8 protein-coding genes are annotated in these 12,313 nt (G+C 46.6%); all 8 read left to right on the top strand.

Going from position 1 to position 12,313, the window contains the following annotated elements:
- Nucleotides 1–127 precede the first annotated feature (127 nt).
- The 8 genes from LMJ53_RS15765 (at nt 128) to LMJ53_RS15730 (ending at nt 12,262) form a co-directional block, all read left to right on the top strand.
- Nucleotides 128–2,398, top strand: coding sequence for a polysaccharide lyase 6 family protein (locus LMJ53_RS15765; protein WP_229588260.1), 2,271 nt, complete (start codon nt 128–130; stop codon nt 2,396–2,398).
- A gap of 6 nt (nt 2,399–2,404) precedes the next feature.
- Nucleotides 2,405–4,618 carry a heparinase II/III domain-containing protein gene (locus LMJ53_RS15760; protein WP_229588258.1) on the top strand — a complete coding sequence of 738 codons (2,214 nt, stop codon included), beginning with the start codon at nt 2,405–2,407 and terminating at the stop codon, nt 4,616–4,618.
- 5 nt (nt 4,619–4,623) lie between these two features.
- Nucleotides 4,624–4,968, top strand: a complete 345-nt coding sequence (locus tag LMJ53_RS15755; protein WP_229588256.1) for a cupin domain-containing protein — start codon at nt 4,624–4,626, stop codon at nt 4,966–4,968.
- 2 nt (nt 4,969–4,970) lie between these two features.
- Nucleotides 4,971–6,278 (top strand): MFS transporter, encoded by a 1,308-nt coding sequence (locus LMJ53_RS15750; protein ID WP_229588254.1) that lies wholly within the window; start codon nt 4,971–4,973, stop codon nt 6,276–6,278.
- Between the two features lie 4 nt (nt 6,279–6,282).
- A complete protein-coding gene (locus tag LMJ53_RS15745) occupies nt 6,283–7,215 on the top strand; it encodes a sugar kinase (protein ID WP_267867543.1) in 933 nt (310 codons plus the stop codon).
- A gap of 48 nt (nt 7,216–7,263) precedes the next feature.
- Nucleotides 7,264–7,914 carry a bifunctional 4-hydroxy-2-oxoglutarate aldolase/2-dehydro-3-deoxy-phosphogluconate aldolase gene (eda, locus tag LMJ53_RS15740; RefSeq protein ID WP_229588250.1) on the top strand — a complete coding sequence of 217 codons (651 nt, stop codon included), beginning with the start codon at nt 7,264–7,266 and terminating at the stop codon, nt 7,912–7,914.
- A gap of 41 nt (nt 7,915–7,955) precedes the next feature.
- Nucleotides 7,956–8,948, top strand: coding sequence for a polysaccharide lyase family 7 protein (locus LMJ53_RS15735; protein ID WP_229588248.1), 993 nt, complete (start codon nt 7,956–7,958; stop codon nt 8,946–8,948).
- A 275-nt stretch (nt 8,949–9,223) separates the two neighbouring features.
- Complete coding sequence (locus LMJ53_RS15730) at nt 9,224–12,262, top strand: TonB-dependent receptor (protein ID WP_229588246.1); 3,039 nt, start codon at nt 9,224–9,226, stop codon at nt 12,260–12,262.
- Nucleotides 12,263–12,313: the final 51 nt, after the last annotated feature.

Here is a 12,313-nt window from a genome sequence, read left to right as displayed (position 1 = left end):
TTTAAAGAAGCATCGACGGTGAATCAGGCGCTAATAAGATGGAATTTATTAGCGCAGGAAGTAACTCCCTCTCTTCACGCTCCTGCAGCAATGAAGCGAGTCTCAGTATTGAGGTGCAAAAACCATAATGCGTTTATTCAAAGATTATCTGTTAAACATTTGCCTGGCGCTGATATTAGTCCCAGTATCAGTTGCTGCATTCGCTACTGAATATTTTGTCGCGAGCAAAGACGAGTACAAGGCGATTTCATCGAAACTGGTTGCAGGTGACAAGATCATCTTGAAAAACGGGGTATGGACAGACTTTGAGATCCTGCTAGAAGGTCAAGGTGAGGCTGATGCGCCCATAACGTTAACGGCAGAAACCAAGGGCCAAGTGATCCTGTCTGGCCTGTCTAATCTTCGGTTAGCCGGCCAGCATCTAGCCGTTTCTGGTTTGGTGTTTAAAAACGGTTATACCCCCAGCAGTGCCGTTATTGAGTTTCGCAAAAACAGTAATGCGTTAGCCTTCCACTCACGGGTGACGGAAGTGGTTATCGATAACTATAACAACCCGGATAAGCAGGAATCGGATTATTGGGTAGCCTTATATGGGCAGCATAATCGGTTAGACCACAGTCATTTTGTGGGAAAACGTAATAGAGGCGTTACCATTGCTGTCCGATTAAACAGCGAAAAGAGTCAGCAAAACTATCACCAGATTGATCACAACTACTTTGGTTATCGCCCTACCTTTGGCTCTAATGGTGGCGAAACATTGCGTATTGGCACCAGCCATTATTCGCTTACCGATTCTTATACCTTGGTTGAAAACAATTACTTCGAACGCACCAACGGTGAAGTAGAAATTATCTCGATCAAGTCCGGCAAAAATACCCTGCGTGGCAACGTGTTCTTTGAGGCCCGCGGTACGCTGACCCTGCGCCATGGTAACGGTAATATCGTCGAGCAGAATATATTTTTGGGTAATGGCGTGGAACACACTGGTGGGATACGTGTTATCAACAAAGATCAGGTGATCCGTAACAATTATCTGCAAGGTTTAAAAGGCTATCGATTTGGCAGTGGCTTTACGGTGCTAAATGGTGTCCCGAACTCATCCATCAACCGCTATCATCAGGTCGAAAACGCCCTTATCGTTAACAACAGCTTTATAGACGTTGATCACATGCACTTGGCGGCCGGTAGCGATGCCGAACGCACCGCAGTGCCTATCAACTCCGTGATGAAAGATAACCTGATTATCAATACCAATAAACAGCAGCCTTTCAGCCTGTTTGATGATGTAAGCGGCATAAAACTCTCCGGTAATATTGCCAATACCGAGCTGCCAGCCGCGCTGAGCTACGGGGTAAAACGCCAGAACGTCGCCCTTAAAAAAGCTGAAAACGGCCTGCTTTATCCCGTGTCGAGCAAGCTAAATGCCGGGGCGAAGCGCGACTTAAAGGTACTGTCCAAACAAGATACTGGGGCAAGTTGGTATCCGAAATCGCCTGGGTTTGTCACATTCGATTCAGGTCAAACACATCAAGTGGCACAGGGCGCAACGGCTTTATTAGCGGCAATAGACCAAGCCGGTGAAGGTGACGTTATTGTGCTGGCTAATGGTCAATATGATGTCTCAAAACTGATCAAAATTAGTAAAACCTTAACCATCAAAGCGGCACAAGCAGGTCAAGCCACGTTAACCTTTGAACGTTCCGCCTTGTTTGAAATTCAGAACGGCGGCAGTTTGAAACTTGAGGGCTTAGTGATCTCTGGGGCAAATAGTCCGGACTCGGCGGGTAATGCCGTGGTTCGCACGCAAAAATGGGGCATGGTTGATAACTACCGCTTTGTGCTGCTGAACTCACACATCTTAGCGCTGGATATCAATCATACCTTTGATTTCTTCGTCACGGGCAAGGGCGCCTTTGCCGATGAGATCACCCTGATGGGTAACACTTTTGACAATGTGACCGGCGATATTCTGGTTCTTAATACTGAAATTGAAGATTTGGGAATTTATAACGCCGAGTATGTCACGGTAAAAAACAACACCTTTAACAATGTACAGGGTGCGGTGGTTAAGCTTTATCGTGGTGGTACCGATGAAAGCACATTTGGGCCGCTTTTGCATATGGCAGATAACACGTTAAACCAAGTGGGTTATGGTAAGCGCAACAAAAATAAATCCAGCTTGTATTTGCACGGTGTGCAGGTTGCTAACATTCTGCAAAACACGCTAGTTAAGTCTGCGCCAATAGTGGTAGAGCATACGGTAGGTGAGCCCATAACGGTCATTAAGAGCAATCTTTTTGATGCCACCCAAGCACCCACTGTCACTGAACTCAGGGTTGAAGGGCCGCACACGGCAGTCATTGACGATAACAAAACCATAAATACTGACAAGAGGTAGCTTCAGATGAACATGTCAAAATTACTGTCAAAAGTAACGTCGCTGGTGCTGGTTACCTTGGCCTTTATACTGCCATTTGCTGTGCAAGCGGCTCATCCTAATTTGGTCATTACACCCGCTGATGTGTCCGAGATGCGCAAGGCCATTTCTAAGCCAGGACGATTCTCTAAAGCGTATAGCGATCTAAAAAGCCAAGTTGATCTGCATTTGGCTCAGCCTATCAATGTTCCTGTACCGAAGGACGGTGGCGGCGGTTTTACCCATGAACAGCATAAGAAAAATTATCAGCTAATGTACAACGCCGGCATTATTTATCAGCTTAGCCAAGATAAAACTTATGCCAATTATGTACGTGATATGTTGCTGGCTTATGCAAAGTTGTATCCAACATTAGATGTGCACCCCGCACGAAAAGTGGAGTCACAAAATCCCGGCAAGCTGTTTTGGCAAAGTTTAAATGAGGCCGTTTGGTTGGTACATACCATCCAGGCTTACGATTTTGTTCACAGTGCGCTCAATGCACAAGACAGAAAGCGCATTGAAACCAAGCTGCTTAAGCCTGTTGCGCTGTTTTTGTCAGAGGGGCAGCCCTCTACCTTTAACAAAGTGCATAACCATGGTACCTGGGCAACCGCCGGGGTGGGTATGGCCGGTTATGTGATGAACGAGCCAGAGTGGGTTGAAAAAGCGCTTTACGATTTGGAAAAATCAGGCAAAGGCGGGTTTTTAAAGCAACTGGATGAATTATTTTCCCCTCAGGGTTACTACAATGAAGGGCCTTATTACCAGCGTTACGCGTTATTGCCTTTCGTTACCTTTGCCAAAGCAATTGAAAATAACCAACCGCAAAGAAAGATCTTTCAGTATCGTGATGGGATTGTATTAAAAGCTATCGATACCACTGTTCAATTAAGTTATGACGGTCTGTTCTTCCCCATCAACGATGCGATAAAAAGTAAGGGTATCGATACCATTGAGTTGGTGCATGGCGTTGCGCTGGCATACAGCCTGACAGAAGCGCCCGGCTATCTGGATATCGCTAAGCAACAGGATCAGATTATTCTCTCTGGCGATGGCCTAAAGGTGGCGCAAGCGCTGGATAAAGGTTTGGCTGAAGCCTATCAATTTGACTCCGTAGCCTTTGGCGATGGCAGTGATGGCAAGCAAGGCGCGCTAGTGATTATGCGCAGCCAGTTAGCGGGTGATCAGGCCGTACTGTTTAAACCTGCAGCTCAAGGTCTTGGCCATGGCCACTTTGACAAGCTCACCTGGCAGTTTTATGACCTGGGTAAAGAAATTGTCTCTGATTATGGTGCGGCGCGTTTTCTGAATGTTGAAGCCAAATTTGGTGGCCGCTACCTACCTGAAAACGAAAGTTACGCCAAGCAAACGGTGTCTCACAATACGGTGGTGGTGGATGAAACCAGCCACTTTGACGGCGACGTTGAGGTAGGCAACCAACACTCGCCTGTACTTAATTACTTTGAAACCAGCCCGTTTGGCTCTGTTACCCGCGCGCATATTGATACGGCTTACCAAGGTGTTCAGTTAAAGCGGACTATGGCGTTGGTTAACTTACCAGAACTTAAAAAATCCATAGTGCTGGATGTATTTGATGTTGTTGCAGAAAAAACCCATCAACTGGATCTGCCGCTACATTACCAAGGCCAACTTATTGACACGAACTTTGATTTGTCGGTGAGTACCCAACAGCTTTCGGCGCTAGGCACTAAAAATGGTTATCAGCATCTGTGGCTTAAAGGCCGTGGTTTACCCAAGCAGGGGCTGGCTAAGGTGTCTTGGTTAAATGAGAACGGACGCTTCTATACTCATACTAGTTTGGTCAATGGTCAGGAAGAATTTCTGTTCACCCAGATCGGTGCCAACGATCCTCACTTTAATCTACGCAATGAGCAAGCTTTTGTCCGCAGAGTAGAGAACAGCAAACAACATCAATTCATTTCTATACTTGAACCTCACGGCGAATACAATCCGAGCGAGGAATACACGCTAGATGCAGAGAGTCAGCTGACTAAGCTTGGCTACAGCCAACAAGATGAACTGCTGTTGGTCAATATCACTATCGCAGGTAAATCATACCTGATTGCGATAAACCAAGCGGCAGAGGGTTCAGTTAATCAACAATTTCAATATCAACACCAATCGTATGTCATTAACGGTCGACTGGCTGTTTTTGCACTGAACGATGATGAGGAGTAAGACATATGAGCAAGCAAAGTAACCATTTTATCTCTGGCGCTGAGGCCGAGATTGAAGATTTGGGCGGCGGCTTAAAACGTCAGCTACTGGGTTATAACGACGAACTGATGATGGTGAAAGTGTGGTTTGACAAGGGTGCCGAAGGTTATGTACACAAACATCGTCATTCACAGGTGACCTATGTGGAAGAAGGAGAGTTTCACTTTAATGTTGGTGGGGAAATCAAAGTGATGAAACCCGGCGACAGTTGCCTGATCCCTCCTTTTGTGGAGCACGGTGCAGTATGTCCGACCGGCGGTATCTTAATTGACACCTTCAGCCCGCCCAGAGAAGACTTTCTAGAGGATTAATCATGAAAATTAAAGGTTTACGTTGGTGGGTGGTGATGTTGATCGCGCTGGCGACCATCATCAACTACATTGACCGTCAATCGCTCAGTGTGCTCTGGCCAGCTATTGTAGAGGATTTATTTCCTGAAAAATCGGCGCTGGAACGCAAACAAATTTACGCAAACATCTCTGTGGTGTTCGTGTTCGCCTATGCCTTTGGTCAGGCGATCTTTGGCAAGATTTTTGACTGGGTGGGTACCCGCATCGGTTTTGTGCTTTCTATCGGTGTCTGGTCATTGGCGACCATTATGCATGCCTTTGCGCAAGGTGTAATGAGTTTCGCTATTTTCAGGGCGATCTTGGGTGTTGCCGAGGCGGGTAACTGGCCTGGTGCCACTAAGGGTAATGCTGAGTGGTTTCCGATCAAAGAGCGTGCATTAGCTCAGGGTATTTTTAACTCAGGTGCGGCGATTGGTGGCATTATCTCTATCCCATTGATTGCGTTTCTTACCGTTTATTTTAGTTGGCAAATGGTGTTTGTGATTATCGGTCTGGTGGGTTTTCTTTGGCTGGTACCTTGGCTGATTTTAGTTAAAGCGCCACCTGCCATGCATTCGTGGATTACCGAAGAAGAACGCGACTATATCCTGACCGGTCAAAAACGTAAACTGACGCCGGAGCAGGCAGCTTTGCCAGAAGAGGCAGAATATAACCCTACTACCAAGGAGCTGCTTTCTCGCAAGGAAAGCTGGGGGGTGATTATTGCTTCTGCGGCCATCGATCCAATTTGGTGGTTGTTTGTGTTCTGGATCCCGATTTACCTGAATGAAGTTTACGGTATGGATGTGAAGTCTATCGGGATCTATGGCTGGGTACCTTATGTGGGTGCCATGTTTGGTGCCTGGTTTGGTGGCCTGCTGGCACAGAACAGACTGAACGCGGGTTGGAGTGCGGATAAAACCCGTAAACTGACCATCACCTTGGGCTGTTTAATTATGTTGCCATCATTACTTGCGATGGCCGATCCAGGAGAGCCTGTTATTGCGGTGTTAATTATGGCCGTGATTTTATTTGGTTTCCAAACGGCTATCGGTAACGTGCAAACACTGCCTAGCGATCTTTACAGCAAGCGTGCAGTGGGTACCTTAGCCGGGTTTTCTGGTATGGCGGCTAAGTTAGGCGCAGTGGGGCTGACCTCTTTGGTGCCTTACCTTACTGCAGACGGCAATTACACTCCCGCGTTTGTGATAGGCGCAGCATTAGCCATTACCGCAGCTGCCTCGGTGTGGATTTTGATCCCACGTATCGAACCTTTAAAGAAAGCTGAGTAAAAACATGACGAAGATATTTTTTCTTGGTGAGTGCATGGTTGAACTAAGAGAACTGGATGACTCGACGATGGGGCATTCGTTTGCTGGTGATGTCTATAACTCAGCGGTATATATGAAACGTTGTTTTCCAACAATAACCGTATCCATGATCACCGCCATTGGTCGTGACCGACTCAGTGAAAAAATGCTTAGCCGATTTAAGAGTGAGGATTTAGACACACAATTTGTGTTTCAACATCCAAGCAAAGTGGCGGGTATGTATTTCATTGAGACCGATAGCGCGGGTGAGCGGCGTTTCACCTACTGGCGTAACGATTCCGCCGCCAAAAAAGTGGTGCAGTTTCTAACTGATGATGTTGTTGAACAATTAACGGCAGCGGACATGTTCTTTTTCTCCGGCATTCCGCTGGCCATTATTGACGAAGACAGCCGGGACGCCTTTTGGCAAAAACTGGCACGTTTAAAGCAGGCTGGCGTGAAGCTGGTGTTTGATCCCAATTATCGGGCGCAGCTTTGGGCGAGTAAAGATGCGGCAATTGAGCAGTTTAATAAAGCCTTTCAAATAAGTGATATCGCCTTACCTGGCGTTGAAGATCTCAGCGTACTTTATGGCATTGCGTCTGCAGAAGAGGCGATAGACTTTTGCCAGCAATATCAACTGGAGGAATTGGTGGTAAAAAATGGGCCGAAATCCGTTGTCACACAAATTGGCACAGAACGGCACAGTCACCAGATCACCCCTGTTACCAATGTTGTGGATACCACTTCTGCTGGAGATGCTTTCAATGGCGTTTATTTAGGGGCGCGTTTGTCAGGACGATCGGTCTTTGAAGCGGTACAACTAGGCGCTAAAGCGGCCGGCACGGTGATACAGCACCCGGGCGCGATAGCGCCTTTGGCAGCATTCAAACAGGCCATGTCTGAAGTAGGCATATAGCTGTTATTGCAAAACAACATACATTATTAATTAAAGAGATATTCAGACATGACGCGTTTTTCTGAACTGATGGCAAAACAGACATTACTCCCTATTATTCAAGCGCAATCAACGAAACAAGGTGTGCAAATTGCCCAAGCTATGGCGGATGCCGGTCTTACTCTGGTCGAAGTGGTATTGAGAACAGAAGCTTCTCTTGCCGCTTTAACGGCGATTAAGCAAGAAGTGCCGCAACTGAAAGTCGGCGCAGGCACAGTGATCGATGCCCGGATCTTGAATCAGGCACTGCAAGCCGGAGCTGACTTCATTGTCACCCCAGCAACCTCAAAGACGCTATTGACTGAATTGGCAAGCTGTGGCGTGCCGGTGCTACCGGGTGTGTCTAATACCGGTGATATTTTGCTGGCGTATGAGCATGGCTACTCGGAAATGAAACTTTTTCCGGCTTCACTGTCGGGCGGGGTGCCCTTCTTGCAGGCGGTATCGTCGGTATTCCAGTCGGTTCGTTTTTGTCCGACCGGTGGCGTCAATCAGCAAAATATGCAGGACTATTTGTCATTGAGCAATGTGTTTGCGGTAGGTGGAACCTGGGTTGCACCTGCCAAGTGGGTTGAACAGGGTAATTGGCAAGCCATTACCGCCGCCTGCTATCAAGCGCTGAATAGACAAGGTGCAGAAATGACCCATTCAGTGACTTAGAAGCACTCGGGTATCGTCTTGGTAGAGCAAAAGGAACAACAATGAAAACAATAAACCGCATGTTGACGCTGAGCTTAATGTTAATGGCTGTTTTCGTCACTTACGCCAATGAAAATGACGAGAGTGACAGCAATATTATAATGCCAGAATCCCACCAACAATTAGCGCAAGGGGTATTACTGGGAAATTTTACGCATTTGGATCCTGCGAAAAAACCCAGTGAAAACTTTGACCTGCTGGATTGGAGTTTAACGCTGCCGACGGATCTGAACAAAGATAAAAAAGCAGACATTGTTTACGAGCGGGCATTAGCTGATGGCTTTGAACTGAAACCGTTGTTTTACACCGCCGAGGATGGCGGTATGGTGTTCGCCAGTCCAAATGAAGGTGCCAAAACTTCAAGCAATACCAAGTATGCCAGAACAGAGTTGCGCGAAATGCTCAGGCGCGGCAATACTCAGATCAAGACGCAAGGTATAACCAAGAATAACTGGGTTTTTAGCCAAGCGCATGGTTCAGTTAAACGCAATGCTGGCGCTGTTGAAGGCAGCCTAGAAGCAACGCTTGCCGTTAATAGGGTATCGATAACGGGCGATGAGAAACAAGTCGGCAGAGTGATCATTGGCCAGATCCATGCAACAGACGATGAGCCCATTCGACTTTATTACCGAAAACTTCCTAATAATGAAAAGGGCTCTATTTATTTTGCGCATGAGATCAATGGCGGCGATGACGTCTGGGTGAATATGATCGGCTCGCGCTCCCACACTTTAGCCGATCCCGAAGATGGCATCGGATTGAATGAAAAGTTCAGCTATAAAATTACAGTGGAAAACAGTGTGTTGTTTGTCACTATCATTCGTCCTGGCAAAGCCAATATCACTAAATCCATCGATATGAGTAAAAGTGGCTACCACAGGAATAATCAATATATGTACTTCAAAGCGGGTGTTTATAACCAAAACAACAGCGGCGATCCTCGAGACTATGTGCAGGCGACGTTCTATCACCTTGATAACCAGCACGATAATTAGCCATTTTTGTTGAATGGCAACGCTAAATGTATATCCATCAAAGCGCAAATTGGTTAACCAGTTTGCGCTTTTTTTATGGCGTTTTAGCTATTTTCTTCTAGGGGTGTTTACCTGTTGCATCTTTTTGTTTTTTATTGGTAATTAACATTGGTAATATCTGTATTTAATAATTGGTTGATATGATGGTCTGATTTGGTTATATTTCGAACGTTAAATAAATTTCTTACAGGTAACAGGTAAACCTAACCGCACAAAATAATAACGGAGAACAGGATATGTCGCTGATATTTGATAATGATGCAGACAGATGTAAACAAGAGAAACACTTCAGGCTTTCGCCTGTCGCCACAGTGGTAAAGATGGCACTGGTTGTCTCTCTTACCAGTTTTATTGCGATGTCTGCCAAAGCGCAAGACACGAACGCTGAACCGAAAAAAGAAGCTGAAAATATTGAAGTGGAGGTGATTGAGGTCATTGGTACCCGTAAAACCATCCAAGACCAAATTGCCATAAAGCGTGAGGCGACTTCGGTGGTTGATGGTTTATCGGCTGAAGATATCGGTGATTTACCTGCACTGTCAATTGGTGAAGCCTTAGAGTCAATAACGGGTGCCGCCTCTCACCGTGAAAATGGCGGTGCGACAGAAATTACGATTCGCGGCTTAGGCCCTTTCTTAAGTGCCACGCATATTAATGGTCGTGAAGCGACGAATGGCAGTGGTGACCGCTCAGTTAACTTCTCACAATTTCCGTCAGAGTTAATGCAAAAAGTGGCTATTTATAAAACTCAGGACGCATCACTGATCGAAGGGGGGGTGGCCGGTGTCATTACCCTAGAAACGCTTAAGCCTTTAGATTACGGTAAACAGCAAATTCAGGGGGAAGTAAAAGTAAATTATAACCCTGATGAAGCTAATATTGACAACTCATTACACGGCAATCTGGGTGGTCGGGTGACATTCAGCCTTGTTGACCAATTTGAGTTTGACAATGGTCAGGCCTTAGGGGTTTCGTTTGGCGTGCAACGTCAGGATATCAGCCAACCTGAAGCGGAATATCGCAGTTCAGGCCCTACCGGCGCTTCTTTGTGGGCATGTTTAAACGATCCCTCCAACACCAATGAAGGTTTTTTCCGCAGTACTGCCGGTGATTGCGAAGATCGGGTGGTGGGTAGTAGTAACCAAGGTTATCAAACCGCGATTAACCCTGTGACGGGTGAGGCACAAAGTGCGGGTACGCCTTACGCTTGGACGGGTAGTAGCCGGAGTTACCGCCAAAACGAAACGTCTGATGAGCGTGATGCTGTGTTTTTTGCGTTACAATATCGCCCTTCCGATGCGTGGGATATCAACTTCGACGCGCAAATCTCGGATCGTAATCAAGCGGAAGCACGTCATGATTTACTGTTTTTACAAAAGCGCGTGACGCCGGGTGTCACCGGTGAAAATCTTATTGTTAATGATGTCGGCGGCATTCTGCAATGGCAAGGCGAAGAGCGTTTTGAGTCTGCCGGCGAGCAGTTTTCTCGTGAAGAAAATTATGTTGGTTACGGCCTGAATGTTGAACACTTTTTCAGTGACCGCTTAACGATCACGGCTGATTTTGGTTATTCGCAAACCAAACGTGAAGAGTTGCAAATTTCTAACCGGGGCAGAACGATTGATCGGCCCTTTTTAATGTGGGAAATGGGCAAGTATATCCCGCATATTACCGTCACTGATTTTGATGTGACCGACATCTCAAATTTTACAGACAGCTTACGCACCCGTCTTGATAGAGAAGGTGTGCGTGAAAACGAGATTGTTTCTGCACGCTTGGACTTCAAATATGCGCTGGACAGCAATGTGTTTTCCAGTGTGCAAGGTGGGGTGAGAGCGTCAGAGCTCAGCTTTGTGCAGCTTGGTGGTAACCAAGGTAGTGGTTCACGCACGGAAATATTGCTGGATGAAAGTGCAATATCCGCATTAGACGTATTGCAGCAATGTCAGATCAATTTCCCTGAAACCGACTTATTATCCTCCGTGTCTGATGGCAATCTGATTACCCACATCGACAGTAACGGTAACGTCGTGGCCAGTGGTACGGGCTCATCATGGGCCACTTACGATAATGTCTGTTTCTCACAAGCCCTTGTGAATTCAGTCGGTGGGAGCTTTGCCTACCCAGAAGTTGAGTATCAAAACTCGGGAACTCAGGATGTTACTGAAAAAACCCTGTCGGCTTATCTGATGGCCAACTACGATACTGAAATGTTCGGTAAGTTTATTCGCGGTAATTTTGGTGTGCGGCTGGTTGATACCGACGTTACTTCAATTGGTTTTAGAAACAGCTTTGATGTTGTGACCAATGAATTAGGGGTGCTGAGCCTGGTTACCGGCGATTCGTTAGAGTCGATTACTGGCGGCGGCGGTTATACCGAAATACTCCCTAGCTTTAACTTGGTCGTCGATTACAGTGACAACATTTTGCTGCGGGCCGGTATTTACCGGGGCATGTCACGAGCGAACCCCAGTGATATGAGTTATAGCCGCACATTCCAAACGGATGATGATGTAGCGCCAACGTCCTTGGCAGACTTATTTGTCGGCGTGAATGGTTCAGGTAACCCCAATATCAAACCTCTGATGTCATGGAATTATGACGTCGCATTTGAATGGTATCCTAACGAAGATTCTATCTTCGCGCTAAGCCTCTATTACAAACAGTTCCAGGGTGGGTTCCAACAACGCACCGTATTGGAAGACTTTCTTGTTGACGGTCAGACGGTAACCTTGCCGATTACCAATTCGGTCACTACGGACAATGAAAGTGACCTGTACGGCTTGGAGGCGTCAATAGCCTATCGCTGGGACAATGGCCTTGGCGTTAAGCTGGGTTACAACTACGCCGATACGGACTTCGAGTTTGAAGACAGCTTGTACGGTAATACCTTTATTACCGATTTAGATGGCACCACGCGTCAATTGACAGCAGGTATTGTGCCACCTGGCTCGGTTCCTGGCTTTTCTGAACATGTATTCAGTGGTCAGATCTACTATCAAATCGGCGATTTTGATACGGCACTTATTTATAAGTATCGCAGTGAATACTTCCAGCCTTATACCACTGACGGAACCCGACTGCGTTATGTTGATGAAGTGGGCGTATGGGAAGCTCGCGCCTCTTACCGCATTAACAAAAATATTCGGGTAAAAGTGGAAGCGATTAACCTGTTCAGTGCACCTAAATCACAGGATTTCTTTGTGCAGGGTAACTTGGGCGAAGTTAACGACTACGGTCCGCGATTCTTTGCCGGTATCAGTTTGAAGTACTAATCGATTCACTAGAGATCTGAATCAGAATGCGGAAGAAAATCGAAGCCCGCG

This window comes from Rheinheimera sp. UJ51 (assembly GCF_020819615.1).
GTDB lineage: Bacteria > Pseudomonadota > Gammaproteobacteria > Enterobacterales > Alteromonadaceae > Alishewanella > Alishewanella maricola.
Note: the sequence above shows the minus strand (reverse complement) of the source record. Positions and strands in the feature narration are given on the sequence as shown.

Bases quoted from the DNA above. Each gene is read 5' to 3' on its own strand.
- LMJ53_RS15765 (WP_229588260.1), top strand. From the start codon at position 128: ATGCGTTTATTCAAAGATTATCTGTTAAACATTTGCCTGGCGCTGATA.
- LMJ53_RS15760 (WP_229588258.1), top strand. From the start codon at position 2,405: ATGAACATGTCAAAATTACTGTCAAAAGTAACGTCGCTGGTGCTGGTT.
- LMJ53_RS15755 (WP_229588256.1), top strand. From the start codon at position 4,624: ATGAGCAAGCAAAGTAACCATTTTATCTCTGGCGCTGAGGCCGAGATT.
- LMJ53_RS15750 (WP_229588254.1), top strand. From the start codon at position 4,971: ATGAAAATTAAAGGTTTACGTTGGTGGGTGGTGATGTTGATCGCGCTG.
- LMJ53_RS15745 (WP_267867543.1), top strand. From the start codon at position 6,283: ATGACGAAGATATTTTTTCTTGGTGAGTGCATGGTTGAACTAAGAGAA.
- eda (WP_229588250.1), top strand. From the start codon at position 7,264: ATGACGCGTTTTTCTGAACTGATGGCAAAACAGACATTACTCCCTATT.
- LMJ53_RS15735 (WP_229588248.1), top strand. From the start codon at position 7,956: ATGAAAACAATAAACCGCATGTTGACGCTGAGCTTAATGTTAATGGCT.
- LMJ53_RS15730 (WP_229588246.1), top strand. From the start codon at position 9,224: ATGTCGCTGATATTTGATAATGATGCAGACAGATGTAAACAAGAGAAA.